This is a genomic window from Bradyrhizobium sp. Ses1 (genome assembly GCF_059512365.1).
In genome coordinates this window covers 1-26,017 of the sequence record NZ_JCAMOQ010000031.1, presented here as the reverse complement: position 1 = coordinate 26,017, position 26,017 = coordinate 1, and the positions used below count along the sequence as shown (strand labels likewise).

At 63.8% G+C, this 26,017-nt stretch carries 33 protein-coding genes and 1 pseudogene; 31 read left to right on the top strand and 3 right to left on the bottom strand.

Annotated features, from left to right (window positions below):
* Positions 1-14: 14 nt before the first annotated feature.
* The 22 genes and pseudogenes from rpsC to AC5ZG5_RS28765 all read left to right on the top strand — a co-directional run bounded on the left by rpsC (position 15) and on the right by AC5ZG5_RS28765 (position 13,875).
* Positions 15-716 carry a 30S ribosomal protein S3 gene (gene rpsC, locus AC5ZG5_RS28870; protein ID WP_028168158.1) on the top strand — a complete coding sequence of 234 codons (702 nt, stop codon included), beginning with the start codon at positions 15-17 and terminating at the stop codon, positions 714-716.
* Between the two features lie 30 nt (positions 717-746).
* Complete coding sequence (rplP, locus tag AC5ZG5_RS28865; RefSeq protein ID WP_028168157.1) at positions 747-1,160, top strand: 50S ribosomal protein L16; 414 nt, start codon at positions 747-749, stop codon at positions 1,158-1,160.
* A gap of 6 nt (positions 1,161-1,166) precedes the next feature.
* A complete protein-coding gene (rpmC, locus tag AC5ZG5_RS28860; RefSeq protein WP_028168156.1) occupies positions 1,167-1,373 on the top strand; it encodes a 50S ribosomal protein L29 in 207 nt (68 codons plus the stop codon).
* Positions 1,374-1,383: 10 nt separating this feature from the next.
* A complete protein-coding gene (gene rpsQ / locus AC5ZG5_RS28855) occupies positions 1,384-1,632 on the top strand; it encodes a 30S ribosomal protein S17 (RefSeq protein ID WP_027583261.1) in 249 nt (82 codons plus the stop codon).
* 81 nt (positions 1,633-1,713) lie between these two features.
* Positions 1,714-2,082: a 50S ribosomal protein L14 gene (gene rplN, locus AC5ZG5_RS28850; protein WP_028168155.1), complete on the top strand. Its 369-nt coding sequence runs from the start codon at positions 1,714-1,716 to the stop codon at positions 2,080-2,082.
* Positions 2,082-2,396 carry a 50S ribosomal protein L24 gene (gene rplX / locus AC5ZG5_RS28845; RefSeq protein ID WP_028168154.1) on the top strand — a complete coding sequence of 105 codons (315 nt, stop codon included), beginning with the start codon at positions 2,082-2,084 and terminating at the stop codon, positions 2,394-2,396. The genes rplN and rplX overlap by 1 nt, the downstream gene beginning before the upstream one ends.
* Positions 2,389-2,946: a 50S ribosomal protein L5 gene (rplE, locus tag AC5ZG5_RS28840; RefSeq protein ID WP_456644964.1), complete on the top strand. Its 558-nt coding sequence runs from the start codon at positions 2,389-2,391 to the stop codon at positions 2,944-2,946. Before rplX ends, rplE begins: the two co-directional genes overlap by 8 nt.
* Positions 2,947-2,993: 47 nt before the next feature.
* Positions 2,994-3,299, top strand: a complete 306-nt coding sequence (gene rpsN / locus AC5ZG5_RS28835; protein WP_028168152.1) for a 30S ribosomal protein S14 — start codon at positions 2,994-2,996, stop codon at positions 3,297-3,299.
* Between the two features lie 13 nt (positions 3,300-3,312).
* Positions 3,313-3,711, top strand: a complete 399-nt coding sequence (gene rpsH, locus AC5ZG5_RS28830; protein WP_028168151.1) for a 30S ribosomal protein S8 — start codon at positions 3,313-3,315, stop codon at positions 3,709-3,711.
* Positions 3,712-3,725: 14 nt separating this feature from the next.
* Entirely contained in the window at positions 3,726-4,259 is a 534-nt protein-coding gene (rplF, locus tag AC5ZG5_RS28825; protein WP_130225561.1) for a 50S ribosomal protein L6, read from the top strand.
* Between the two features lie 11 nt (positions 4,260-4,270).
* Positions 4,271-4,630: a 50S ribosomal protein L18 gene (gene rplR / locus AC5ZG5_RS28820; protein ID WP_028168149.1), complete on the top strand. Its 360-nt coding sequence runs from the start codon at positions 4,271-4,273 to the stop codon at positions 4,628-4,630.
* A 60-nt stretch (positions 4,631-4,690) separates the two neighbouring features.
* Positions 4,691-5,263, top strand: coding sequence for a 30S ribosomal protein S5 (gene rpsE / locus AC5ZG5_RS28815; RefSeq protein WP_027583269.1), 573 nt, complete (start codon positions 4,691-4,693; stop codon positions 5,261-5,263).
* Between the two features lie 38 nt (positions 5,264-5,301).
* Positions 5,302-5,496: a 50S ribosomal protein L30 gene (gene rpmD / locus AC5ZG5_RS28810; RefSeq protein WP_028168147.1), complete on the top strand. Its 195-nt coding sequence runs from the start codon at positions 5,302-5,304 to the stop codon at positions 5,494-5,496.
* Between the two features lie 20 nt (positions 5,497-5,516).
* On the top strand, positions 5,517-6,005 hold the full coding sequence (gene rplO / locus AC5ZG5_RS28805) for a 50S ribosomal protein L15 (protein WP_028168146.1): 489 nt from the start codon (positions 5,517-5,519) through the stop codon (positions 6,003-6,005).
* Positions 6,006-6,145: 140 nt separating this feature from the next.
* The gene (secY, locus tag AC5ZG5_RS28800) at positions 6,146-7,477 is read left to right on the top strand and encodes a preprotein translocase subunit SecY (protein ID WP_456644965.1); all 1,332 of its coding nucleotides are present in this window, start codon (positions 6,146-6,148) and stop codon (positions 7,475-7,477) included.
* 80 nt (positions 7,478-7,557) lie between these two features.
* Positions 7,558-8,435, top strand: a pseudogene (locus tag AC5ZG5_RS28795) (adenylate kinase).
* Positions 8,436-8,622: 187 nt separating this feature from the next.
* Positions 8,623-8,991, top strand: a complete 369-nt coding sequence (rpsM, locus tag AC5ZG5_RS28790; protein ID WP_028168143.1) for a 30S ribosomal protein S13 — start codon at positions 8,623-8,625, stop codon at positions 8,989-8,991.
* Between the two features lie 114 nt (positions 8,992-9,105).
* The gene (gene rpsK, locus AC5ZG5_RS28785; RefSeq protein ID WP_006021048.1) at positions 9,106-9,495 is read left to right on the top strand and encodes a 30S ribosomal protein S11; all 390 of its coding nucleotides are present in this window, start codon (positions 9,106-9,108) and stop codon (positions 9,493-9,495) included.
* A gap of 111 nt (positions 9,496-9,606) precedes the next feature.
* Positions 9,607-10,638, top strand: coding sequence for a DNA-directed RNA polymerase subunit alpha (locus AC5ZG5_RS28780; protein WP_035692244.1), 1,032 nt, complete (start codon positions 9,607-9,609; stop codon positions 10,636-10,638).
* Between the two features lie 178 nt (positions 10,639-10,816).
* Entirely contained in the window at positions 10,817-11,233 is a 417-nt protein-coding gene (rplQ, locus tag AC5ZG5_RS28775; RefSeq protein WP_028168141.1) for a 50S ribosomal protein L17, read from the top strand.
* 285 nt (positions 11,234-11,518) lie between these two features.
* The gene (locus AC5ZG5_RS28770) at positions 11,519-12,310 is read left to right on the top strand and encodes an SDR family NAD(P)-dependent oxidoreductase (protein ID WP_130225558.1); all 792 of its coding nucleotides are present in this window, start codon (positions 11,519-11,521) and stop codon (positions 12,308-12,310) included.
* A gap of 236 nt (positions 12,311-12,546) precedes the next feature.
* Positions 12,547-13,875: a chloride channel protein gene (locus AC5ZG5_RS28765; protein WP_456644966.1), complete on the top strand. Its 1,329-nt coding sequence runs from the start codon at positions 12,547-12,549 to the stop codon at positions 13,873-13,875.
* Between the two features lie 25 nt (positions 13,876-13,900).
* On the opposite strand, the gene AC5ZG5_RS28760 is transcribed toward AC5ZG5_RS28765, so the two are convergent.
* A complete protein-coding gene (locus tag AC5ZG5_RS28760) occupies positions 13,901-14,914 on the bottom strand; it encodes a zinc-binding alcohol dehydrogenase family protein (RefSeq protein ID WP_456644967.1) in 1,014 nt (337 codons plus the stop codon).
* A 110-nt stretch (positions 14,915-15,024) separates the two neighbouring features.
* On the opposite strand from AC5ZG5_RS28760, the gene AC5ZG5_RS28755 reads away from it, so the two are divergent.
* From AC5ZG5_RS28755 to AC5ZG5_RS28745, 3 genes are all read left to right on the top strand, one after another.
* Positions 15,025-15,402, top strand: coding sequence for a winged helix-turn-helix transcriptional regulator (locus AC5ZG5_RS28755; RefSeq protein ID WP_130225555.1), 378 nt, complete (start codon positions 15,025-15,027; stop codon positions 15,400-15,402).
* Between the two features lie 69 nt (positions 15,403-15,471).
* Complete coding sequence (locus AC5ZG5_RS28750) at positions 15,472-16,863, top strand: DegQ family serine endoprotease (protein ID WP_130225554.1); 1,392 nt, start codon at positions 15,472-15,474, stop codon at positions 16,861-16,863.
* The gene (locus AC5ZG5_RS28745) at positions 16,860-18,197 is read left to right on the top strand and encodes a replication-associated recombination protein A (RefSeq protein ID WP_456644968.1); all 1,338 of its coding nucleotides are present in this window, start codon (positions 16,860-16,862) and stop codon (positions 18,195-18,197) included. Before AC5ZG5_RS28750 ends, AC5ZG5_RS28745 begins: the two co-directional genes overlap by 4 nt.
* Positions 18,198-18,219: 22 nt before the next feature.
* On the opposite strand, the gene AC5ZG5_RS28740 is transcribed toward AC5ZG5_RS28745, so the two are convergent.
* Positions 18,220-19,020: an LON peptidase substrate-binding domain-containing protein gene (locus AC5ZG5_RS28740; protein ID WP_456644969.1), complete on the bottom strand. Its 801-nt coding sequence runs from the start codon at positions 19,018-19,020 to the stop codon at positions 18,220-18,222.
* A gap of 315 nt (positions 19,021-19,335) precedes the next feature.
* On the opposite strand from AC5ZG5_RS28740, the gene AC5ZG5_RS28735 reads away from it, so the two are divergent.
* The 6 genes from AC5ZG5_RS28735 to AC5ZG5_RS28710 all read left to right on the top strand — a co-directional run bounded on the left by AC5ZG5_RS28735 (position 19,336) and on the right by AC5ZG5_RS28710 (position 25,263).
* On the top strand, positions 19,336-20,541 hold the full coding sequence (locus AC5ZG5_RS28735) for an RluA family pseudouridine synthase (protein WP_028168135.1): 1,206 nt from the start codon (positions 19,336-19,338) through the stop codon (positions 20,539-20,541).
* 429 nt (positions 20,542-20,970) lie between these two features.
* Entirely contained in the window at positions 20,971-21,744 is a 774-nt protein-coding gene (locus AC5ZG5_RS28730; protein ID WP_456644970.1) for an ATP12 family chaperone protein, read from the top strand.
* A gap of 89 nt (positions 21,745-21,833) precedes the next feature.
* Positions 21,834-23,372 carry a flagellar hook-length control protein FliK gene (gene fliK / locus AC5ZG5_RS28725; RefSeq protein WP_456644971.1) on the top strand — a complete coding sequence of 513 codons (1,539 nt, stop codon included), beginning with the start codon at positions 21,834-21,836 and terminating at the stop codon, positions 23,370-23,372.
* Complete coding sequence (locus AC5ZG5_RS28720; protein WP_456644972.1) at positions 23,369-23,635, top strand: EscU/YscU/HrcU family type III secretion system export apparatus switch protein; 267 nt, start codon at positions 23,369-23,371, stop codon at positions 23,633-23,635. The genes fliK and AC5ZG5_RS28720 overlap by 4 nt, the downstream gene beginning before the upstream one ends.
* A 68-nt stretch (positions 23,636-23,703) precedes the next feature.
* Positions 23,704-24,522, top strand: coding sequence for a class D beta-lactamase (blaOXA, locus tag AC5ZG5_RS28715; RefSeq protein ID WP_456644975.1), 819 nt, complete (start codon positions 23,704-23,706; stop codon positions 24,520-24,522).
* A gap of 87 nt (positions 24,523-24,609) precedes the next feature.
* Positions 24,610-25,263 (top strand): carboxymuconolactone decarboxylase family protein, encoded by a 654-nt coding sequence (locus tag AC5ZG5_RS28710; RefSeq protein ID WP_456644973.1) that lies wholly within the window; start codon positions 24,610-24,612, stop codon positions 25,261-25,263.
* 57 nt (positions 25,264-25,320) lie between these two features.
* Here the strand turns inward: AC5ZG5_RS28710 and AC5ZG5_RS28705 are convergent, their stop codons facing one another.
* Entirely contained in the window at positions 25,321-25,731 is a 411-nt protein-coding gene (locus AC5ZG5_RS28705; RefSeq protein WP_456644974.1) for a DUF4260 domain-containing protein, read from the bottom strand.
* Positions 25,732-26,017 lie beyond the last annotated feature (286 nt).

Genomic DNA, 26,017 nt, shown 5'->3' with positions numbered 1-26,017 from the left:
CGCGGGAGAACAAGATGGGTCAAAAGATCAATCCGATCGGGCTACGTCTCGGCATCAACCGGACCTGGGATTCGCGTTGGTTCGCCGGCAAGGCCGAATACGGCAAGCTTCTGCACGAGGACGTCAAGATCCGCGAGATCCTGCACAAGGAGCTCAAGCAGGCGGCGGTGGCGCGGATCGTGATCGAGCGCCCGCACAAGAAGTGCCGGGTGACGATCCACTCGGCGCGTCCGGGCGTCGTGATCGGCAAGAAGGGCGCGGACATCGACAAGCTGCGCAAGAAGGTCGCCGACATCACGGCTTCTGACGTCGTCATCAACATCGTCGAGATCCGCAAGCCGGAGCTCGATGCGACGCTGGTCGCCGAATCGATCGCGCAGCAGCTCGAGCGTCGCGTTGCGTTCCGCCGCGCCATGAAGCGCGCGGTGCAGTCGGCGATGCGTCTCGGCGCCGAAGGCATCCGCATCAACTGCTCGGGTCGGCTCGGCGGTGCTGAAATCGCGCGCATGGAATGGTACCGCGAGGGCCGGGTGCCGCTGCACACGCTGCGTGCTGACGTCGACTACGGCGTTGCCACCGCATTCACCACCTTCGGCACCTGCGGCGTCAAGGTCTGGATCTTCAAGGGCGAGATCCTCGAGCACGATCCGATGGCCCAGGACAAGCGGATGGCCGAGGGCGACAGCAGCCCGCGGTCGCGCCGCGACGCCGCCTAACGGCAAATGAGAGTTTGAGGGCTTAACGCCATGATGCAACCAAAGAAAACGAAGTTCCGGAAGGCGCATAAGGGCCGGATCCACGGCGTTGCGACTTCGGGCGCGACGTTGTCCTTCGGCCAGTTCGGCCTGAAGGCGCTCGAGCCGGAGCGCGTCACTGCGCGCCAGATCGAGGCCGCCCGCCGCGCGCTGACCCGCCACATGAAGCGCGCCGGCCGCGTCTGGATCCGCGTGTTCCCTGATTTGCCGGTGTCGAAGAAGCCCGCCGAAGTGCGCATGGGCTCGGGCAAGGGCGCGCCGGAATTGTGGGTGGCCCGCGTCAAGCCCGGTCGTGTGCTGTTCGAGATCGACGGCGTCACCAACCAGGTCGCGCGCGAGGCGCTGACCTTGGCCGCCGCCAAGCTGCCGATCAAGACGCGCTTCGTCGCGCGCATCGCGGAGTAAACCGAGATGGCCCAGATGAAAGTCGAGGATATCCGCGCGATGAGCGAGGACCAGAGGGAGGACGCGATCCTCAATCTGAAGAAGGAGCGGTTCAACCTGCGCTTCCAGCGCGCCACCGGTCAGCTCGAGAACACCTCGCGGCTGAAGGAAGCGCGCCGCGACATCGCCCGTATCAAGACCATCGCCGCGCAGCAGCGCGCGAAGAAGAAGTAAGAGGCCGGACATGCCGAAACGTACGCTGCAGGGCGTGGTCGTCAGCGACAAGCAAGCCAAGACGGTGGTGGTGCGCGTCGATCGCCGCTTCACCCATCCGATCTACAAGAAGACGATCCGCCGTTCGAAGAACTATCACGCGCACGACGAGAGCGACCAGTTCAAGCCGGGCGACACGGTGTGGATCGAGGAAAGCAAGCCAATCTCGAAGTTGAAGCGCTGGATCGTGATCCGGGGCGAGCAGAAGCAAACGGCCTGACGCACATCCGGCTTCGAAGCCGGAGAATGTCAGGAAAATTTTGAGCGCGAGTGAAGCGCAGAAAGAGGACGAGGTGCATCAATGATTCAGATGCAGACCAACCTCGACGTGGCCGATAATTCAGGCGCACGCCGTGTCATGTGCATCAAGGTGCTTGGAGGCTCCAAGCGCCGCTATGCCACCGTGGGCGACATTATCGTTGTGTCGATCAAGGAAGCCATTCCGCGTGGCAAGGTGAAGAAGGGCGACGTCATGAAGGCGGTCGTGGTGCGGGTCCGCAAGGACATCCGCCGCCCCGACGGCTCCGTCATCCGCTTCGACCGCAATGCCGCCGTGCTGGTCAACAACCAGTCCGAGCCGGTCGGCACCCGTATCTTCGGGCCGGTGCCGCGCGAGCTGCGCGCCAAGAACCACATGAAGATCATCTCGCTTGCGCCGGAGGTGCTGTGATGGCTGCCAAGATCCGCAAGGGTGACAGGGTCATCGTGCTGACCGGCCGCGACAAGGGCCGCACCGGCGAAGTGTTCGAGGTGCGTCCGGCGGAAAACACCGCGCTGGTGCGCGGCGTCAACATGGTGAAGCGTCACCAGAAGCAGACCCAGAACCAGGAGGGCGGCATCATCTCCAAGGAGGCGCCGGTCCACCTCTCCAACGTCGCGTATGTCGGCAAGGACGGAAAGCCGACCCGCATCGGGTTCAAGATTCAGGCTGATGGCAAGAAGGTTCGCATTGCCAAGAGCTCGGGAGCAGAGATCGATGGCTGAGACCGCTTATGTGCCGCGCTTGCGCACGGAATACGACAGGAACATTCGCGGCCTGCTGACCGAGAAGTTCGGCTACGAGAACGCGATGCAGGTGCCGCGGCTGGACAAGGTCGTGCTCAACATGGGCGTCGGCGATTCCGTCAACGACCGCAAGAAGGCCGAGACCGCTGCCGCCGAGCTGACGCAGATCGCCGGCCAGAAGGCGATCGTGACTTATTCGCGGGTTGCCATCGCGACCTTCAAGCTGCGCGAGAACCAGCCGATCGGCTGCAAGGTCACGCTGCGCAAGTCCCGCATGTACGAGTTCATCGATCGCCTGGTCACCGTCGCGCTGCCGCGCGTGCGCGACTTCCGCGGGCTGAACCCGAAGAGCTTCGATGGCCGCGGCAACTATTCGCTCGGCATCAAGGAGCACATCATTTTCCCCGAGATCGACTTCGACAAGGTCTCGGAAGCGCGGGGCATGGACATCACCGTGTGTACCACGGCCAAGACCGACGACGAGGCTCGCGCCTTGTTGACCGCTTTCAATTTCCCGTTCCGGCAGTGAGACGCTGACGAACAGCCTCTCAAACGCGGAAACGTAAGGAGCCACGCATGGCAAAGAAGAGTGCAGTCGAGAAGAACAACCGGCGCAAGCGGATGGCCAAGAACGCCGCCGCCAGTCGCGCCCGGTTGAAGGCGATCATCGCCGACAAGACCAAGCCGATGGAAGAGCGTTTCGCGGCGACCCTGAAGCTTGCGGAAATGCCGCGCAACTCGTCGCCGACCCGGATCCGCAACCGTTGCGAGCTCACGGGCCGTCCGCGCTCGAACTATCGCAAGAACAAGCTGTCCCGCATCGCGCTGCGCGAGCTCGGCTCCAAGGGCCTGATCCCGGGCCTCGTGAAGTCGAGCTGGTAAGGAGGGTCGGAAGATGTCAACGCACGATCCGATCTCAGATCTCATCACCCGCATCCGCAACGCGCAGATGCGCTCGAAGTCCAAGGTCACGACCCCGGGCTCGAAGATGCGCCAGAACGTGCTCGAGGTGCTGAAGGCGGAAGGCTATATCCGCGGCTACGCCAGCGTCGAGCATTCGTCCGGCCGCAGCGAGCTCGAGATCGAATTGAAGTATTTCGACGGCGAGCCGGTCATCCGCGAGATCGAGCGCGTGTCGAAGCCGGGCCGCCGGGTCTACACGTCGGTGAAGAACCTGCCGCGCGTGAACAACGGTCTCGGCATCTCCGTTTTGTCGACGCCGAAGGGAATCATGGCTGACCACGAAGCGCGCGACGCGAATGTGGGCGGCGAAGTTCTCTTCACGGTGTTCTGAGGAAGGATTGAGCCATGTCACGTATTGGCAAGAGGCCTGTGGCGATCCCGTCGGGTGTGACGGCGACTGTCGACGGGCAGACGGTGAAGGTGAAGGGGCCGAAGGGCCAGCTTCAGTTCGTCGTGCATGACGACGTCGAGGTGAAGTTCGAGAACGGCCAGGTCAAGGTCGCTCCGCGTGTGAAGACCAATCGCGCGCAGGCGATGTACGGCACCGCGCGTGCCCAGGTCGCCAACCTGGTCGAAGGCGTCACCAAGGGCTTTGAGAAGAAGCTCGAGATCACCGGCGTCGGCTACCGCGCCGCGATGCAGGGCAAGAACCTGCAGCTCGCGCTCGGTTACAGCCACGACGTCGTCTACCCGATCCCGGAGGGCATCTCGATCGCGGTGCCGAAGCCGACCGAAATCACGGTCTCGGGCATCGATCCGCAGCGCGTGGGGCAGGTCGCGGCCGAGATCCGCGCCTATCGTCCGCCGGAGCCTTACAAGGGCAAGGGTGTGAAGTACGCCAACGAATTCATCTTCCGCAAGGAAGGCAAGAAGAAGTAACGGAGCCGGTCATGTCACTGAAGGTTACCAATGCCCGGCGCAAGCAACGCGTGCGCTTGGCGCTGCGCCGTTCCGGGGGCGGGCGTCCGCGTCTGTCGGTGTTCCGCTCGTCCAAGCACATCTACGCCCAGGTGATCGACGATCAGAAGGGCGAGACGCTGGCGTCGGCCTCCTCGCTGGAGAAGGCGATGCGCGATGGCGGCAACACGGGTGCGAATATCGACGCAGCCAAGGCCGTCGGCAAGCTGCTTGCCGAGCGTGCCACGCAGAAGGGCGTCAAGGAAGTCGTGTTCGACCGTGGCGCCTATCTCTATCACGGGCGCGTCAAGGCGCTTGCCGATGCAGCCCGCGAAGGCGGACTGAGCTTCTGAGCAGGTTTCGAGCGGATATTAGGACTGAGGCATAAGCCTTTCTAGAGATTGGAAAACACCATGGCAGAACGCGAACGCGGCGGACGCGAACGGAGCAGGGAGCGCGAGGAGCGCGACAGCGAGTTCGTCGACAAGCTCGTGCACATCAATCGCGTGGCAAAGGTCGTGAAGGGCGGCAAGCGCTTCGGCTTTGCGGCGCTGGTCGTGATCGGCGACCAGAAGGGCCGGGTCGGTTTCGGCCACGGCAAGGCGCGCGAAGTGCCGGAAGCGATCCGCAAGGCGACCGAATCCGCCAAGCGCAATCTGACCCGCGTGGCGCTGCGCGAAGGCCGCACGCTGCATCACGACATCGCCGGCCGTCACGGCGCCGGCCGCGTCTACCTGCGTGCCGCGCCGGCCGGTACCGGCATCATCGCCGGCGGCCCGATGCGTGCGGTGTTCGAGACGCTCGGCATCCAGGACGTGGTCGCGAAGTCGATCGGTTCGTCGAATCCGTACAACATGGTCCGCGCCACCTTCGACGCGCTGAAGAACCAGGATTCGCCGCGCTCGGTCGCTGCGCGCCGCAACATCAAGGTGTCCACGCTGCAGGCCCGCCGCGTCGGTGGCGATGCCGAAGTGGTGGCTGAATAACTCGCGCTAAACCAGCGCGCTATCTGGAGTTTTAAGAGATGGCCCAGGCCGCAAAGACGATCAAGGTCGAGCAGATCGGCAGCCCGATTCGCCGCCATCATTCGCAGCGTTCGACGCTGATCGGCCTCAAGCTCAACAAGATCGGCCGGGTTGCCGAGCATCAGGACACCCCTGAGGTTCGCGGCATGATCAGCAAGGTTCAACACCTCGTCCGCGTCGTCGGCGAGGGTTAAGACAGACAAGGAGAAGGGCGATGAAGCTCAGCGAGATCGCCGACAATCCCGGTTCGCGCAAGAAGCGCATGCGCATCGGCCGCGGTATCGGTTCGGGCAAGGGCAAGACCGGCGGCCGTGGCGGCAAGGGCCAGACCGCGCGTACCGGTGTGCGCATCAAGGGCTTTGAAGGCGGGCAGATGCCGCTGCATCGCCGCCTGCCGAAGCGCGGGTTCAACAACATCTTCAGGCTCGATTTCGCGGAAGTTAATCTCGACCGGCTGCAGCAGGCGGTCGACGCCAAGCAGATCGACACTGGTGCGGTCGTGAACGCGGAAGCGCTGGTGAAGTCGGGCGTGCTGCGCCGCGCCAAGGACGGCGTGCGGCTGCTCGGCCGCGGCGAGCTCACGGCCAAGCTCAACATCGAGGTGCATGGCGCTTCCAAGTCCGCGATTGCGGCGGTGGAGAAGGCCGGCGGTACGGTGAAGATCCTGGCGCCCGCCAAGAAGGAAGACGGCGAGGCGGCGTAACATCTGCGTCATTGCCTGGCTCGCGCAGGCAGGGACGGCAGAGAACGTTGGACTTATCGAAGCCGAGCACCAAATAATGTCCGGTGTCCGCCGATGATCCCACGGGGACGTCGGCGGGGCCTCCGGGAGAAAGCCGAAACATGGTCTCAGCAGCGGAACAACTCGCGTCCAACCTCAATTTCGCAGCGCTCGGCAAGGCCGAAGAGCTGAAGAAGCGCATCTGGTTCACGCTGGGTGCGCTGCTTGTTTATCGGCTCGGCACCTACATCCCGCTACCCGGGATCGACCCCAACGTGTGGGAGCAGGTGTTCCGCTCCCAGGCCGGCGGCATCCTCGGCATGTTCAACATGTTCGCCGGCGGCGGCATCCACCGCATGGCGATCTTCGCGCTGAACATCATGCCGTACATCTCGGCATCGATCATCATCCAGCTCCTGACCACCGTCTCGCCGCAGCTCGAGGCCCTGAAGAAGGAAGGCGAGGCCGGCCGCAAGATCCTGAACCAGTACACGCGCTATCTCACCGTGATCCTGGCCGCGTTCCAGTCCTACGGCATCGCGGTGGGCCTCGAGGGCGCCGGCAACGTCGTCACCGACCCCGGCATGTTCTTCCGCCTTTCGACCGCGATCACGCTGACCGGCGGCACCATGTTCCTGATGTGGCTCGGCGAGCAGATCACCTCGCGCGGCATCGGCAACGGCATTTCGCTGATCATTCTGTCCGGTATCGTCGCGGAACTGCCGTCGGCGCTGGCCAACATGCTCGAACTCGGCCGCCAGGGCGCAATGTCGACCGGGCTGATCCTGGTCGTGATCGTGATGGCGGTCGCCGTGATCGCCTTCATCGTGTTCATGGAGCGCGCGCAGCGCCGCCTCCTGATCCAGTATCCGAAGCGTCAGGTCGGCAACAAGATGTTCGAGGGCCAGTCCTCGCATCTGCCGCTCAAGCTCAATACGTCGGGCGTGATTCCGCCGATCTTCGCGTCCTCGCTGCTGCTGCTTCCGACCACGGTAGCGAACTTCAACGCCGGCTCGGGCCCGGAATGGATGCAATGGATCACCACCCAGCTCAGCCATGGCCGGCCGCTGTTCCTGGTGCTCTATCTTGCGCTGATCGTGTTCTTCGCCTTCTTCTACACGGCGATCGTGTTCAACCCGACCGAGACCGCCGACAACCTGAAGAAGCATGGCGGCTTCATCCCCGGCATCCGGCCCGGCGAGCGCACCGCAGAATATATCGACTATGTGCTGTCGCGCATCACTGTGGTTGGCGCGATCTATCTTGCGATCGTATGTCTCATCCCGGAGATTCTGATTTCCTACGCCTCCGTGCCGTTCTACTTTGGCGGTACCTCGCTTCTGATCGTGGTCAGCGTGACCATGGATACGGTGGCACAGGTTCAGGGCTATCTGCTCGCCCATCAGTATGAAGGGCTGATCAGAAAGTCCAAGCTCAGGGGCCGTCGCCGCTGATAGAGCGGAACGCGGGCGGCGCGAAAGTCAAAACCAAGGGTGTGCGGATCGCGCTCACCAAGCCGGGGGGCGAAAAACTCATGAGATTGATCCTTTTGGGGCCGCCGGGCTCGGGCAAGGGGACCCAGGCCCAGCGGCTGGTTCAGAAGCACGGTATTGTCCAGCTCTCGACCGGCGAGATGTTGCGCGCCGCGGTTGCCGCCGGCACGCCCATCGGGCTGCAGGCCAAGGACATCATGGCCGCGGGCGGGCTGGTGCCCGACGAGATCGTGGTCGGCATCATCTCCGATCGAATCGATCAGGCCGATGCCAAAAACGGCTTCATCCTCGACGGCTTTCCGCGCACGGTTCCGCAGGCCGAGGCGCTGGATGACCTCTTGAAGAAGAAGCGCCTCAAGCTCGATGCTGTGGTCGAGCTTCGCGTCAATGAGAGCGCGCTACTCGAGCGGGTAGAGAAGCGCGCCGCCGAGACGCGGGCGCGCGGCGAGGAAGTCCGCGCCGACGATACGCCGGAAGTGCTGACCAAGCGGCTGGCGAGCTACCGCGCCCAGACCGAACCCCTGATTCACTATTATTCCGAGCGCCGCAAGCTGCTTACCGTAGATGGCATGATGACCATCGAGCACGTTACGAGCGAGATCAACCGGATCCTGGAAGCGCTCGGCGCCACGGAACCCAAGGCTGCACGGCGTGCCGCTCCAGCGAAGCGTTCTGGGTCTGGAACCGCCCGGAAGGGAACCAAGGCGCCTGCCAAGAAGGCGGCCGCCAAGGCCAAGGGGGCTGGCAAGGCCAAGGGGCCGGCAAGGCAACCAAAAAGGCCGCCACCTCGGCCCGGAAGGCCCGCAAAACGGTCTCAAAGGCCGCCAAGGCGAGGGGCGTCGGCAAGGCCAAGAAGACGGTAAGGCAGGCCGCCAAACGGCCCGCAAAAAAGCTCACGAAAAAGCGAGCTAAGCGCTAGGAGCGGTTGACGAAACCGACATGAATCCTTTAATAAGCCTCGCATCCAAGTCGGATAGTTTTATGACGATGCCGGGCCCCGAAGGAACGAGGGGAGGGCGTCGTGTTCGCGTTTGTGGACACCTGCCCGAGATAGCAGAGATCTAGGAAGCACCGATCCCAGGAGATCGGCGACAGGAGAGAAGGCCGTGGCCCGTATTGCCGGCGTGAATATCCCAACCAACAAGCGCGTGCTGATCGCGCTTCAGTACATCCATGGCATCGGCCAGAAGAACGCGGCCGACATCGTGGAGAAGGTCAAGATCCCGCTGGACCGTCGCGTCAGCCAGCTCACCGACCAGGAAGTGCTGCAGATCCGCGAAGTGATCGACCGCGACTATGTTGTGGAAGGCGACCTTCGCCGCGAGACCGGCATCAACATCAAGCGGCTGATGGACCTCGGCTGCTATCGCGGCCTGCGCCATCGCCGTGGCCTGCCGGTGCGCGGCCAGCGCACCCACACCAATGCGCGTACGCGCAAGGGGCCGGCCAAGGCGATCGCCGGCAAGAAGAAGTAAGTTTGCGAATAGCGATTGGCGTTGGCGAAGAGAATCATTCGCCATGCGCCATTCGCGTTTTGAGGTGTAGCCGCTGGCATTACGGCGGCGTTGAGATCATAGGAAAGGTTTGGAATGGGCAAGGAAGCCACCCGCGTACGCCGCCGCGAACGCAAGAACATCGCCTCCGGCATCGCGCATGTGAATTCGTCGTTCAACAACACCACGATCACCATCACCGACGCGCAGGGCAACACCATTGCCTGGTCTTCCGCGGGCACGATGGGTTTCAAAGGGTCGCGCAAGTCGACTCCGTATGCCGCACAGGTCGCGGCGGAGGACGTTTCCAAGAAGGCGCAGGAACACGGCATGCGCACACTGGAAGTCGAAGTCGCCGGTCCCGGTTCGGGCCGCGAGTCGGCGCTCCGCGCGCTGCAGGCCGCGGGCTTCACCGTCACCTCGATCCGCGACGTGACGACGATCCCGCACAATGGTTGCCGTCCGCGCAAGCGTCGGCGCGTCTGATTGTTGGTCGCGGGGCGGCTTTGCCGTCTCGCGATTGTTTTTGGAATTGACCGCGCGGACTAATCCGCGACGCCAGTAAGTTGATGTCGACTGGCCCAAATCGACTCACCAATGGGTGACACAGTGACGATCCAGAAGAATTGGCAGGAACTTATCCGACCAAACAAGCTGCAGGTGACGGCCGGCTCCGATGCCGCGCGGTTTGCGACCATTGTCGCCGAGCCGCTTGAGCGCGGCTTCGGCCAGACGCTCGGCAACGCGCTGCGCCGCATCCTGTTGTCCTCGCTGCAGGGCGCTGCCGTGCAGTCAGTGCACATCGATGGAGTGCTGCACGAGTTCTCCTCGATCGCGGGCGTCCGTGAGGACGTCACCGACATCGTCCTCAACATCAAGGACATCTCGATCAAGATGCAGGGCGAAGGCCCCAAGCGGATGGTCGTGAAGAAGCAGGGTCCGGGCGTTGTGACCGCCGGCGACATCCAGACCGTCGGCGACGTCGTGGTGCTCAATCCGGATCTCGTGCTCTGCACGCTGGATGATGGCGCGGAGATCCGCATGGAGTTCACGGTCTCGACCGGCAAGGGTTATGTGCCCGCCGAGCGCAACCGTCCCGAGGACGCGCCGATCGGCCTGATTCCGGTCGACAGCCTGTTCTCGCCGGTCCGCAAGGTCTCCTACAAGGTCGAGAACACCCGCGAGGGCCAGATCCTCGACTACGACAAGCTGACGATGACGATCGAGACCAACGGCGCGATCACGCCGGATGATGCCGTGGCCTATGCCGCGCGCATCCTGCAGGACCAGCTCAACGTGTTCGTCAACTTCGAGGAACCGCGCAAGGAAGTCGCGCAGGAGATCATCCCCGATCTCGCCTTCAACCCGGCGTTCCTCAAGAAGGTCGACGAGCTCGAACTGTCGGTGCGTTCGGCCAACTGCCTGAAGAACGACAACATCGTCTATATCGGCGACCTCGTGCAGAAGTCGGAAGCGGAAATGCTCCGCACCCCGAACTTCGGCCGCAAGTCGCTGAACGAGATCAAGGAAGTGCTGGCCCAGATGGGGCTGCATCTCGGCATGGAAGTGCCGGGCTGGCCGCCGGAGAACATCGACGAACTCGCCAAGCGCTTCGAGGATCATTACTGATCCGGGATCATTACTGAGTTTTCGTCGTTCCGGGGCGATGCGGGAGCATCTAACCCGGAACCTCGAGATTCCGGATCGCCGCTTCGCGACGTCCGGAATGACTTGGGGCGAACACAGGAAGCCCACCTGGAAACATGTCCGACGAACCGTCGTGGCACAGAGAGTTAAGGAATAGATCATGCGTCACGGAAGGGTTCATCGGAAGCTCAATCGCACGGCCGAGCATCGGCGCGCGATGTTCGCCAACATGGCTGCGGCCCTGATCAAGCACGAGCAGATCGTCACCACGCTGCCGAAGGCCAAGGAGCTGCGCCCGATCGTCGAGAAGCTGGTCACGCTCGGCAAGAAGGGCGGGCTGGCGCTGCGCCGCCAGGCGATCTCGGAGCTGCGCGACGTCGACATGGTCAAGAAGCTGTTCGACACGCTGGCGCCCCGCTACAAGGATCGTCAAGGCGGCTACACCCGCATCATCAAGGCCGGCTTCCGCTACGGCGACAACGCCGCGATGGCCGTGATCGAGTTCGTCGACCGCGATGTCGACGCCAAGGGCAAGGATTCCGGCCCGGTGCAGGAAAAGGAAGCCGAGGCGGCGTAAGCCTTCTCCGGCCTGGTTTTCAGAAAGCGGCGCCACCGAGCGCCGCTTTTTCATTTCGGTCCGTAGGATGGGTAGAGTGCAGCGAAACCCATCATTCGCTCGGCTTGTTTCGTCGCGATGGGTTTCGCTGCGCTCTACCCATCCTGCGATTCTACGATTCCGCTCGGCGACGCTTTTCATTTTTGCACGGATACGTTGGCCCGACGTCAGCCATGCTGCATCAGGCAATTGCGTCCGTATCTCGGGCTCCCGATATCTCGGTGATCGAATTTACGGAGATACAGCATGAAGATCGATCTTTCGGGAAAGACCGCGCTCGTCACGGGCTCGACTGCCGGCATTGGACTGGCCATTGCCCGCGGCCTGGCGGCAACCGGCGCGGAGGTGATCGTCAACGGCCGCAACCAGCCCAAGATCGATGCCGCCGTCGCCGCGATTCAGAAGGCGGTCGCAGGCGCCAAGGTGCGCGGCATCGCCGCCGACGTTTCCACAGCCGCGGGATGCAAAGCATTGCTATCGGCACAGCCCGATGTCGATATCCTCATCAACAATGCCGGCATCTTCGAACCGAAGAACTTCTTCGAGATTCCAGACGAGGACTGGACCCGCTTCTTCGAGGTCAACGTGATGTCAGGCGTGCGCCTGTCCCGTGGCTATATGCAGGGCATGCTGAAGCGCAACTGGGGCCGCATCGTCTTCATCGCCTCCGAATCTGCGCTCAGCATTCCGAAGGAGATGATCCAGTACGGCATGACCAAGACCGCGCAGCTTTCGATCTCGCGCGGGCTCGCTGAGCTGACCCGCGGCACGGCGGTGACCGTCAATTCGGTGATGCCTGGCCCAACCCTGTCGGAAGGCGTGGACACCTTCGTCAAGGATCTCGCCAGGCAGAACGGAGAGCCGGAGGACGAGGCGATTGCGAACTTCGTCAAGCAGCACCGCCCGACCTCGCTCCTGCAGCGCTTCGCCAGCGTCGACGAGATCGCCAACATGGTGGTCTATGTTGCTTCGAAGGAAGCCTCCGCCACCAACGGCGCCGCACTCCGCGTCGAAGGCGGCATCATCAATACCATCTGAGGGGGCTCGCGCTCCGTCATTGCGGGCGTAAGCGAAGCAATCCATAGTACCGCTTGCTGAGGCATGGATTGCTTCGTCGCTGTCGCTCCTCGCAATGACGAGGGAGAGGGCGCGGGCTCAGTTATAGGGTGGGCAAAGCGTAGCGTGCCCCACCATGACGAGCACGGCGATAGAAGGAGGGCACGCTTTACGGATCCGCACTTTTGCCGGAGGCCCGGATTGCGTAAAACCGTTCCATGAAGTTGACCCTGTCCACCCGCCACCAGCGGCTGGTTAAGATCACCTCGGCGCGCTGGCAGCGACGTGCGATCTTTCTGCTCGGTGGCATCGTTGTTGGCGCGGCCGCAGTGCTGCTGGCACAGCTCGCCGATCTGGCGCAGCAGGCTTTCGCGATGCTGCTGTCCAAGTCGCGTTATGCATCGCTTCTGGTCACGCCGATCGGCTTTGGGCTGTCGGCGTTGCTGACGGCGAGGCTGTTTCCGAACGCCCAGGGCAGCGGCATTCCGCAGGCGATCGCCGCGCGTCATCTCACCAACCAGCAGGCGAGGGAGCGGCTCGTATCCATCCGGATCGCCGTCGGAAAGATCATCCTGACCCTCTTTGGCCTGCTATGCGGGGCTTCGATCGGCCGTGAAGGGCCAACGGTCCAGGTCGGTGCGTCCATCATGTTCGCAGTCGGACGCGTGTCGCCGCGGCGGCAGCCGGGATTGATCCTGGCCGGTGCCGCGGCCGGTGTTGCGGCCGCCTTCAACACGCCGCTCGCGGGCATCGTGTTTGGCATTGAGGAGATGAGCCGCGCTTTCGAGACGCGTACCAGCAGCCTGATCATCGCCGCGGTGATTGCTGCAGGCCTGACGTCGCTCGCCCTGGTGGGCAGTTATGACTATTTTGGTACGACCGCGGTGACGTTGAACCGGGGCATCGACTGGCTCGCCATTCCCGTTTGCGGAGTCGTCGGCGGATTGATGGGCGGACTGTTTAGTCGCATCGTCATTACCATGGCGCGCGGCCTTCCCGGCTCTGTCGGACAGGCGGTACGACGCCGTCCGGTGCCATTTGCGGTGCTGTGCGGCCTCGCGGTCGCGCTGTGTGGACTTGTTTCCGGCGACACCATCTATGGCACGGGCTACTCGGAGGTGAAGGCTGCACTTGAGAGCAGCGCGCCATTGCCTGACGACTTCGGATTATTGAAGTTCCTGGCCACCGCCTTGGCAGCCGTCAGCGGCATTCCTGGCGGCATCTTTTCGCCCTCGTTGGCGGTGGGCGCCGGACTGGGCTCGAACGTGGCGTCCTTCTTTCACGGAACGCCACTGGCGGCGATCATGCTGCTCGGCATGGTCTCGTATTTCGCGGGTGTCGTGCAAGCCCCCATCACGGCGTTCGTCATCGTCACCGAGATGACCGGCGATCACACCATGGTGGTGCCGCTGATGACCGCGGCGTTGATTGCCTACGGCACCTCGCGATTGGTCTGCGAGGAAGGAATCTACCACGCGCTCGCCAAAGGCTTCATCGAGCGCTCAACGCCGGCTGCGGACGCGGCGCGTCCGCAGGTTCAGCCATGAGATGAGCGGACGCCCAGGCGCAAGGCTACCACCCCTCCAGCACGATCTTGCCGCGCGACTTGCCGCTTTCGAGCAGCGCATGCGCGCGCTTCAGATTGGCCGCGTTGATGGTGCCGAACGTCTCGGCGAGCGTGGTGCGCAATACGCCCTTGTCGATGAGGTCGGCGACATCGTTCAGCAGATGGTGCTGCGCGATCATGTCCGGCGTCTGGAACGAGGAGCGCGTGAACATCGATTCCCAGTGCACCGAGATCGCCTTGCCCTTGAACGCACTGACATTGAATTCCGGCGGGTCGTCGATCAGGCCGTACTTGCCCTGCGGCGCCATGAAGTCGGCGATCGCCTTGTAGTGCTGGTCGGTATAGGTGAGGCTGGCGACGAGGCCGACCGGCGGCAGCTTCAATTTCTCGAGCTGCTCCTTCATCGGTTTGCCATGATCGACCACCGCATGCGCGCCGAGCTCGAGGCACCATTTCTGCGACTCCGGCCGCGTCGCGGTCGCGACCACCGTCAGGCCGGTCAGCCGCCGCGCAAGCTGGATTAGGATCGAGCCGACGCCGCCGGCGCCGCCGACGATCAGCAGCGATCGCGGATCGAGGCTCTTGCCGGGCACGGCGCCCAGCCGGTCAAACAGCAGTTCCCAGGCCGTGATCGAGGTCAGGGGCAGGGCGGCGGCCTGAGCGAACGACAGCGTCTTCGGCTTCGCGCCGACGATCCGCTCATCGACAAGATGGAATTCCGAATTGGTGCCCTGGCGCAGGATCGAGCCCGCATAGAAGACCTCGTCCCCTCGCTTGAACAGGCTGACGTCGGGGCCGACAGCGTCGACTACGCCGGCCGCGTCGAAGCCCAGAATCTTGACCTCGCCCTCGGGCGGGGCGGCGCGCTTGCGCACCTTGTAGTCGACGGGATTGGCGGATATCGCCTTCACCGCGACCCGGATGTCGCGCCCTTTGGGCTCCGGTTTGGCGGCATCGAAATCGAACAGCGATTCTGCGTCCTCGATCGGCAGGGATTTCTTGTATCCGACGGCCTTCATTGCCTTCTCCCTTGTCTGGCTGCGATCTAACTCTCGCGCTGGCGCTCAGTTGGCAAGTACGGTAAATTCAGGGAACTAGTCCCTGTTTGGATACTATTGGAAGAAAGCCCATGAAACGGCGGAATTTTGCCCATCGGCCGGGCTGCGCGGTCGAGGCGACGCTCGACCTGATCGATGGCAAATGGAAGGGGGTCATCCTGTTCCATCTGTTGTCCGGGACCCAGCGGTTTGGCGAGTTGCGGCGGCGGATGCCCGGCATCACCCAGCGCATGCTGACCAAGCAACTCCGTGCGCTCGAAGAGGACAAGCTCATCATCCGCAAGGTTTATGCCGAGGTGCCGCCGCGGGTCGAATACACCGTGTCCGACATCGGCGAGAGCCTGCGGCCGGTGATCGAGATCCTGAAGCAATGGGGCGAGACTCACCGGGCGCAGCTGTCCTGTGCTCCCGCGCCCGATCCCATCGAAGCGGCGCAGACCGCCGCCTGAACGCAGCAATCGCTTCTCTCGCCACTGGCTCACGCTTATATCAAGACGATCAATTCCCGGGATTCTTGCATGATGCTCATTCGCCTAGCCGCCCTGTTGTTGATGTCTGCTGTCGCCGCGACACCGGCGCTGGCGCAGGACCGCCGCGTGCCGTCTTCGCCGGCCGAGCTGAAAATGTCCTACGCGCCGATCGTGCAGCGCGTGCAGCCGGCGGTCGTCAACGTCTACGCCGCCAAGACGGTGCAGACCCGCAATCCGTTCCTGGATGACCCGATCTTCCGCCGCTTCTTCGGCGTGCCCGGCCAGCCCGAGCAGATGCAGCGCTCGCTTGGCTCCGGCGTGATGGTCGATCCCTCCGGCCTCGTCGTCACCAACAACCACGTCATCGAGGGCGCCGATCAGGTGAAGATCTCGCTCGCCGACAAGCGCGAGTTCGAGGCCGAGATCGTGCTCAAGGACAGCCGCACCGACCTCGCGGTGCTGCGCGTGAAGGACTCGAAAGAGAAATTCGCGACGCTTGATTTCGCCAATTCCGACGAACTCTTGGTCGGCGACGTCGTGCTTGCGATCGGCAATCCCTTCGGCGTCGGCCAGACCGTGACGCATGGCATCATTTCGGCGCTCGCGCGTACGCAAGTCGGCATCACCGACTACCAGTTCTTCATCCAGACCGATGCGGCCATCAATCCCGGCAATTCCGGCGGCGCGCTGGTCGACATGACCGGGCGGCTCGCCGGCATCAACACCGCGATCTTCTCGCGCTCTGGCGGTTCGCAGGGCATCGGCTTTGCGATTCCCGCGAACATGGTGCGTGTTGTGGTGGCCTCCGCCAAGAGCGGCGGCAAGGCGGTGAAGCGGCCATGGCTTGGCGCGCGGCTGCAGGCGGTGACGCCTGACATCGCCGAGACGCTCGGGCTGAAGCTGCCAAACGGCGCACTGGTCGCGAACGTCGCGCCAAACAGCCCGGCATCGCATGCGGGGCTGAAGCCGTCGGACCTGATCGTTGCGATCGATGGCCAGACCATCGACGATCCCAACGCCTTCGACTACCGTTTTGCAACCCGTCCGCTCGGCGGCACCGCCCAGATCGACGTGCAGCGCGGCGGCAAGACCATCAAGCTCACCGTGCCGCTGGAGACCGCACCCGATACGGGGCGCGACGAGATCGTGCTGACCGCGCGCTCGCCGTTCCAGGGCGCCAAGGTCGCAAACATCTCGCCGGCGCTTGCGGACGAGCTGCATCTCGATGCCGGGGTCGAAGGCGTGGTGGTTACCGATCTCGCCGATGACGGCACGGCTGCCAATGTCGGCTTCCAGAAGGGAGACATCATCCTCGCCGTCAACAACCAGAAGATCGCGCGTACCGGCGATCTCGAGAAGGCCTCGAAAGCGACGTCGCGGATCTGGCGCATCACGCTGGTGCGAGGCGGCCAGCAGATCAACGTGACGCTCGGCGGATGAACGCGAAGCATCAGCGCGAACCCAGCACCAATCTCTTTGCCGCGGCAGGGATGGAGCAGGATGCGCCGCGTCCGCTCCCCGATCGGCTCCGTCCGCACCAGCTTTCCGACGTCGTCGGGCAGGATCACATCCTCGGCCCCGATGGCGCGCTGACGCGCATGCTGGAGACGCGCACGCTCGGCTCGCTGATCTTCTGGGGGCCGCCGGGCACCGGCAAGACCACGGTGGCGCGGCTTCTGGCCGACGCGACCGAGCTGCATTTCGAGCAGATTTCCGCGGTGTTTTCCGGCGTCGCCGATTTGAAGAAAGCGTTCGACGCGGCCCGCGCGCGGCGCGAGACCGGCAAGGGCACGCTGCTGTTCGTCGACGAGGTCCATCGCTTCAACCGCGCACAGCAGGATTCCTTCCTCCCCGTGATGGAAGACGGCACGGTGGTGCTGGTCGGCGCGACCACCGAAAATCCGTCGTTCGAACTCAACGCCGCGCTCCTGTCGCGGGCACGCGTGCTGGTGTTCCATTCGCTCGACGCCGAAGCGATCGAAAAGCTCTACGCTCATGCCGAAGAGGTCGAAGGCAGGAAGCTGCCGCTGGATGCGGAGGCGCGCGCCGTGCTGGTGCGGATGGCCGACGGCGACGGCCGCGCCGCGCTGACACTGGCCGAAGAGGTCTGGCGCTCTGCGCGGAAGGACGAGGTCTTCAACCCCGCCCAGTTGCAGGACATCCTGCAGCGCCGCGCGCCGATCTACGATAAATCCGCCGACGGCCATTACAACCTGATCTCGGCGCTGCATAAATCTGTGCGCGGCTCCGATCCGGACGCGGCGTTGTATTACTTCGCGCGCATGCTTGATGCCGGCGAGGATCCGCTGTTCCTGGCGCGGCGCGTGGTACGCATGGCGGTCGAGGACATCGGCCTTGCCGATCCGCAGGCGCTGGTGATCGCCAATGCCGCCAAGGACGCCTATGATTTTCTCGGCTCGCCCGAGGGCGAACTCGCGATCGCGCAGGCCGTGGTCTATGTCGCCACCGCGCCGAAATCGAATGCCGTCTACACCGCATTCGGTGCGGCGAAGCAGGTCGCGAAGGAGGGGGGCTCCCTGCTTCCGCCCAAGCACATCCTGAACTCCCCGACCAAATTGATGAAGTCGGAAGGCTACGGCGCCGGCTACCAGTACGACCACGATGCGCCCGACGCCTTCTCCGGCCAGGACTACTTTCCGGAAGCCCTGGGCCGTCAGACCTTTTACGATCCGCCCGACCGCGGCTTCGAGCGCGAAATCCGCAAGCGGCTGGACTATTGGGCAAGGCTGAGGAAAGAGCGGGGCGGGACGTAAGACCGCCCCGACTCTCAAATCGCTAGCTTGCCTTGGCGGGTGCGCCGGCACGCATCCAGCCGAGGATGGTTTCGAGACGCGCGACCACATCCGGGATCTCCAGGATCTGTTGCATCTTTTCGATGCCGACCTCCAGGACCTGGGCGAGGACGTCGGCGAGCACGCCCGGCTCTCGGGCGTAGCGGTAGAGCGACGGCGGCAGCACGGTGTTAGTGAAGCCTTGATACGCCTCGAAGATTTCGCGCGTGAGCGCGAAGGCTTCGGCATCGACCGCGCGTAGCTCTCCGATTGGGGCCACTTCAGCCGCCAGGAAATCATCCTCGACTGGCCTCACAATGGCGACACGTTCTGCACAAGAGACTTTCACCCGGAAGTCTCCGTTCGGAAGTTGTACGCGATGAATGATGTCCGCTATCACTCCAACCGAATAGAGCGCTTCGAAATCGGGATTGTCATCTTCGGCCCGTTTCTGGGTCACCACGACGATGCGCCCATCATTGGCCACCGCGCGATCGAGCGCCCGCCGCGTCTTGTCGCGTCCGACAAATATCCACGAGATCAATTGCGGAAAAAACACGACGTCGCGCATCGGCGCGACCGGGAAGGCTGCGTTGCCGCTGACGGAAGGCACAGATGATTTTTTCGGTGGGACCGCAACCGGCTGGCTTGACTGGATGGCCGCCGACAGCACGTTCCAGTCGTGAAAGCCCAGGGTCTTGGCGACCAGTTCAAGGCTCTCGCTGTGGCTGACGGAAATAGATTTGGTCTTGAGCGCATCGCGCAGCGTCTGCGCCATGGCCTTGGCATCGCGGAAATCGCGCATGGATCGTCCTCTGCTGTAAGCGAACGAGAAATCGTCAGGTGCTTGCGTTGCTGACTCGTTCGCCGGGGCAAAGGAAGCCGGAAGCGGCTCGATACGTTCACCATACCCTGTTCGGGCGCAAGCAGCGGGTCGTATCCACCCGCGGAAAATATGCATGGCGTTCCCGACACTGTCAACGAGTATAGGCGGCTCGTTGCACGCGTCTCGTCAAACCAACGTCACTTTTGGAGGTTTTGCGCGGGATTTGCGGCGATTTCGCCGTGACGGCCAGCCGCATTTGCGCTACGCAACACTCGACCTCTGGAGCCGAACAGCATGAGCCGCCGCGTCAAGAGACCATTGTCAAAATCGGGCGATCGTGGTGATCGCCCGAAGGGCGCGCGGCCCTTTCGCAATCGTCACGAGGGCGATCGGCCGCCGATGCACCGCGCGGGCGCAAAGCCGCCGCGCTTTGCCCAGCCGCGGCGGGAGAAATCGGCCCCGCCCGTTGCAGCAGAGCCCGCGAAAGCTGCCGCCGAGCTGCCGTTGCCGACAAAAGTCCAGACCGTCACCGTGACCGCTGACGAGAACAACATGCGCGTCGACCGGTTTCTCGAGGCGCGGTTTCCCGGGCTGTCGTTCTCCCATATCCAGCGCATCGTTCGAAAGGGCGAGCTGCGCGTCAATGGCAAGCGCGCCGACAGCAAGGACCGGTTGGAGGAGGGACAGAGCGTACGCATCCCGCCGTTGAAGCTCGATGCCCCGAAGGTGGTTGGTCAGCTCTCCGAGGCCGCGACGAAGACGCTTGCCGCGCTGAAGGAGATGACGCTGTTCGAGGACGCCGACGTGCTGGTCCTGAACAAGCCCGCCGGGCTTGCCGTGCAGGGCGGCTCCGGCACCACGCGCCATATCGACCAGATGCTGGAAGTGATGCGCGACGCCAAGGGCCAGAAGCCGCGCCTGGTGCACCGGATCGACAAGGAGACCTCGGGCTGTCTCCTGGTTGCGAAAACGCGCTTTGCCGCCACGCATCTGACCGGCGCGTTTCGTTCGCGCTCGGCGCGCAAAATCTATTGGGCGCTGGTGGCCGGCGTGCCGAAGCCGAAGCAGGGGCGCATCTCGACCTATCTTGCGAAAGAGGAGGGCGAGGACGACACGATCATGCGGATCGCCGCCCATGGCGACGAGGGCGCGAGCCACGCCGTGACCTATTACGCGGTGGTCGAAACCGCTGCGCAGAAGCTGGGGTGGGTATCGCTGAAGCCGGTCACGGGACGCACCCACCAGTTGCGCGCGCATATGGCGCATATTGGTCACGCCATCGTGGGCGATCCCAAATATTTCAATCGTGAGAATTGGGAACTTCCGGGCGGGTTGCAGAACAGGCTGCATCTGCTTGCGCGGCGCATCGTGATTCCGCATCCGCGCGGCGGAGTCATCGACGTTAGCGCGCCGCTGCCGCCGCATATGCAGCAATCCTGGAACCTGCTGGGGCTTGACACCAGCCGGTTCGACCCGATCGAGAACGCGCCGGAAGAATAATTTATTTGCGGTTTCGCCGTGGCGTTCCAACATATGCTGTATGAAGCATTCTGCGCTCTTGCTCGCGCTTGCGTTGCTGCTCGCAGCGCCCCCTGCGTCAGCACAGTTCATTGCGCCTGGCAGCAACCCGAACCTGCTTCCGCCGCCTCCCTCGCCGCCGCCGCCCCCAAAGATTGTCGCGCCGACGACGCCGATGATGCGCGGCGAACCAGAAGCTCAGTTGCAGCCACTGCCAAGTCCCCCGCAGATCGTTCAGCGACCGTGTCAGAGGCTGCCTCGACGAGGGCGCGGCTGCTGGCCTGGATCCTGCTGATCGCGCCGCCTATTCGCGCAGTTGCGCCGCCCGTGACTGACGGCTGATCTGGCCAGCTTTATTTGCAGCGGCGCCTGCCTTATCCTGCTAGCAGACGAAGCCCAACGGAAGCTCGCATGCGCGAATTGTTCGATGAAGAGGCGGGACAATCCCCGCTGGATCCGCAGGAGGCAGCGCGCCGCAACGTGCGCGCGCCGCAACGCAAGCGCTTCTATAAAGGCGCCGATGTCGCAGAAGACGAGGGCGGCTTTGCCGTGACGCTCGACGGCCGGCCGATCCGTACGCCATCGGGAAAGAAGGTGACGGTGCCCGCGCACGCAATCGCGGACGCCGTCGCGGCCGAGTGGAACGCGCAAGGAGAGACGATCGATCCGCTGACCATGCCGCTGACGCGCTTTGCCAACAGCGTCATCGAAGGCGTGGTCGATCGCGTCGACGTGGTCGCGGCCGACGTCGCAAAATATCTCGCTTCGGATCTGTTGTTCTATCGCGCCGGCCATCCGGAGGCGCTGGTCGCCCGCGAGGCCGAGCATTGGGACCCGATCCTGTTCTGGGCCGCAGATACGCTCGGCGCGCATTTCATCCTCGCGGAGGGGATCGTGCACGTCGCGCAGCCGGAGAGCGCGATCAAAGCCGCGCGCGAGGCGTTTCCGAGCGATCCATGGTCGGTGGCGGCGTTGCATGTGGTGACGACGCTCACCGGATCGGCATTGCTTGCGCTGGCCCTCACCCATGGTTTTAGGGACCCCGCCCAGATCTGGGCCGCCGCCCATGTCGACGAGGACTGGAACACCGAGCAATGGGGCGTGGACGAGGAGGTCGCCGCGCGCCGCGCCGCACGGCTGGTCGATTTCAATGCGGCCGCCAGCATCCTGAAGACGCTGAACTGAGGTCCTTTACCGCAACCGCCACCTGCTAAGTTAACGGGAGGTTTACGGCGCGTCGGTAGGCTCTAGCCTTCCAGCCGAGACCCTCCGACATGGCGTTGACCATCAATCCCGTGCTGCCGGTGCTTTCCGCCAAGGAGGTGGGCAGCGTCGCGCCCGATCTCGTTCTGCAGCCGGGAAGCGTGATCAATGCGCAGGTGCTGAAAGTTCTCTCCGCCGACCTGGTGCGGATCGCGATCTCGAGCCTGTCGATCGACGTGCTCTCGGAAGTTCCCTTGAAGGAAGGTCAGGCGCTGCAGCTCGCAGTGTCCCAGACCAAAGACGGGATCCGTCTTGCGATGCTCGGGCAGGGCGATGCCGTCGCCGACGACGCGGTGACGCTATCGCCCGACGCGCAGCTCGCCGCCGCCAATCCCTCGACCACGACCCAGTCCAGGAACGTGCTCACGCCGGTAGAGCGCGCGGCCGTCGCCAACGCCGCGCAAAATGCAGCGACGGTGCAGCAGAGCCTGGCGCCGCTGTTTGCCAATCTCGGTGCACTGGCCGCCGCGGGTAACCTGCCGCCAAGGCTGCAGCAGGCGATTGCGCAAGTGCTGACACAGCAGCCCCGGCTCGACCAGAACCTTGACGGCGGCGATATCAAGAATGCGTTCGAGCGCTCCGGCCTGTTCTTCGAGGCGTCGCTGGCCGCCGGTACCGCATCGTCGGCCGCGGGCGCCCCCGATCTGAAGGCCGCGCTGATCGTGCTGCGGCAGACCCTGCAGTCGTCGCTCGGCACGGCGACTCCGGCGCCATCGGCCGCCACCGCCCTGGGACAGGCCGCGGCTCATCCCGTACTCACCCAAAATCTCGTGCCACCCGATATCGAGGTCGAGGAAATCCTGCTGCCGCAGGCGCGCCTTCCGGTCGCTGACGACCTGGTGATGCCGGGCAGCCTCGGCCGAGGCCCATCGAATGCGGGCCCCTCCGCCGGTGCGACGCTGAATCTGCTGCAGGAACTCGGCAATTACGCGCGTCTCACTGACATCGCGACCGATGTCACCGTTCACACCAACACGCCGCCACCGCCGTTCCGCGGCGCGCTGCCGACCGCCCAGCCCGTCGCCTCGCCATCCGTGGCGCCGGATATGCCGCTCGCCGCCGTCGCTCATCATCTGCTTGGCGACACTGATGCCGCGTTGGCGCGGCAGACGCTGCTGCAGGTGGCGTCCCTGCCGGACCGCATCGATCCCGCGCATCAGCAGATCGATACCTCGTCGTCGCGCTGGCAGTTCGAAATCCCGTTTGCGACGCCACAGGGCACGGCGATGGCCCAGTTCGAGATTTCCCGCGACGGCGGCGGCGGTGTTGAGGCCGAGGCCGCCAAGCGCATCTGGCGGGCGCGTTTCTCGCTCGATGTCGAACCGGCGGGCCCGATCCACGCGCTGATCTCGCTGATCGGCGACAAGACTTCGGTGCGGATGTGGGCGGAACGCCCGGCGACCGCCGCGCAGCTTCGCGCCAGCGCGCCGCAGTTGAGCCAGGCGCTGGGCCGGGCCGAGCTTCTGCCCGGCGACATCGTGATCCAGGACGGCGCGCCGCCGCAGGCAGCACCGGCTCGCGCCGGCCATTTCCTGGACCGCGCGCTATGACCGTCGAGACCAAGAGCCAGCTCGCGGTCGCCTTGCATTACGACCACGGCGGTGCGCCGACGGTGGTTGCCAAGGGCAGGGGCGCGATTGGCGCCAAGATCATCGAGCTTGCGAAAGCACACGACATCCCGATCGAGGAGAACGAGGTCCTGGCGGGCGCACTTTCCAATGTCGAGCTCGGCGACGAGATCCCCGTCGAGCTCTACAAGGCGGTAGCTGAAGTGCTGGTGTTCGTGCTGCGCCTCTCGGGCCGCGCCCGGTAAGGTTCTTGCCATCGTTTCATCACGATGGCATCCATCATGGCCTGCTCCTCAAGCCATCAGGTTCAGCCGTGATCAATCGCCGCCAAGCGCTCGGTCTCCTCACCGCCGCGTCCGTTTTGCCGACCCGCAGCTTTGCCAACGTGTCCTACCAGCGCAACGAGTTTCGCGACAGCCTGGCGCGGCGCTTCTTCGAGCTCGGCACCGAGGGGACCTTCGTCGCCTACAAGGTCGACGACTACCTGATCATCGCCAGCGACAAGCGGAGGTCGAGCGAGGGCAAATTGCCGGCCTCGACCTTCAAGATCCCGAACTCGATCATCGCGCTGGACACCGGCGTGGTCGAGGATCCCGACAAGGAGGTGTTCAAGTGGGATGGCGTGACGCGCAGCATCGAGGCCTGGAACAAGGACCATACGTTGCGCTCGGCGATCGCCGTTTCCGCCGTGCCGGTCTATCAGGAGATCGCGCGGCGCATCGGCGAAGAGCGGATGAAGAAATATCTCGATCTGCTCGAATACGGCAACCAAGACATCGGCGGCGGCATCGACCAGTTCTGGCTGACGGGAAACCTGCGCATCGATCCGGTGCAGCAGATCGATTTCGTGGACCGGCTGCGGCGCGGCACGTTGCCGGTCTCCAAGCGCGCCCAGGAATTGACGCGCGACATCCTGCCGGTGACGAAGGTGGGAGATGCCACCATCCGCGCCAAGAGCGGCCTCGTCGGCGCCGAGATCGGCAAGCCTTCGCTCGGCTGGCTGGTCGGCTGGGTCGAGAAGGGGTCCTCCGTCACCGTGTTCGCGATGAACATGGACTGCAAGAATGAGAGCCACATCGCCGCGCGCATGACCGTGACGCAGCAATGTCTCGCCGACATCGTAGCGTATTGATGAGCTGATGCGCGCCCGCACCGGCTGGTGCGCAAATCAATGCCAGACTAACATCTCCGTACAACGAAAAATCGTACGGAGGAAACCATGCACTCGGCTTCAATCTGGCTCTCGTCGCTCACACTTGCCGCTGCCGGCGGCTGGTTCGCGGCCACGATGTTTGCCGCGCCGGCGACCAGCAAGGAGCCGCGCTTTCCGCAGCTCACCATGGACCAGCTTGACGAAAAGCAGCGTCCGCTCGGCGAGCAGATCATGAAGGTCTCGAGCGTCGGCATCGGCGGCCCCTACAACCCGATGATCCGCAGCCCCGTGCTTGGGCAGCGGCTGTTCGACCTGTTCTATTATTTGCGCTGGCAGACCTCGGTCCCGACCAAGCTCAATGAATTTGCAATCCTGATCATCGGCCGGCAATGGCGCTCGCAGGTCGAATGGTTCGCGCATGCACCGCTCGCGGCCAAGGCGGGCCTGTCACCCGATATCATTGCCGAGCTGAAAGCCAACAAGCGACCGTCGCACATGGCCGAGGATGAGGCCGCGGTCTATGACTTCGTCACTGAGCTCACCACCACCAAGAAGGTATCCGACGAAACCTATGCGCGGACGAAGAAGGTGTTCAACGATCAGCAGATCGTGGATTTGACCGCGGTCGCCGGCAACTATGTCATGGTCGCGATGATGCTTGCCATGGCGGAGGAGACCGTGCCGCCTGGCAAGGAGGAGCCTTTCAAGGTGGGGGAGTGATGGAGCGGCGGCGAACGAGGGCGGTGAACAACCGGGATCGTCCCGGCCGCCAAATGATCAGGTCTGAGGTGACTTCGCCTTTCCGATCCGTCCCATGTGAGTGAAGCCGAATCCCGCCTGATATTTCAGTCCGTAGCCGAGCGCGCGGTCGATGCCGATATGGGCGAGCCAGATCATTGCGATCGAGAGCACCAGCGGCTCGGCGGTGGCAAAGCCAACGGTCATCAGGGCCACGGGCGCCATGTAGCTGTGGGCGGCATTGTAGATGACCGCGCCCTCCTTGGGGCCGAATGCATAGCCGGCGAAGCTCAAATCGGGTGCCAGGAACAGGATCGCGTAGACCCACCACGAGCCGCCCCAGACCCCGTACAGCACCGTCATGCCCACAAACAGCGTCAGGCCTTCCAGCCTGAGCAATAGGCGAACGCCGCCCGTGACCGAGCCAGCCTCGGTTGTCGTGTTATCCATGGTCTTTCTCCCCCAATTTGCGCTGATCAGATACCGCCGGTGCCCGGGATTCGGGGCAAGAAGGTGGTTTCCGGTTCAGAAAATGCCGTGTTAGAACCCCGCGCGGGTTCCAGCACCCAATCACTAGCTAATGCGGGCGGAAGCAAATGAAAGATATCCTCGACACCCTCGAAGAGCGGCGCGCCGGCGCCAAGTTGGGCGGCGGCGTCAAGCGCATCGAGGCGCAGCATGCCCGCGGCAAGCTGACCGCGCGCGAGCGCATCGAGCTGCTGCTGGACAAGGGATC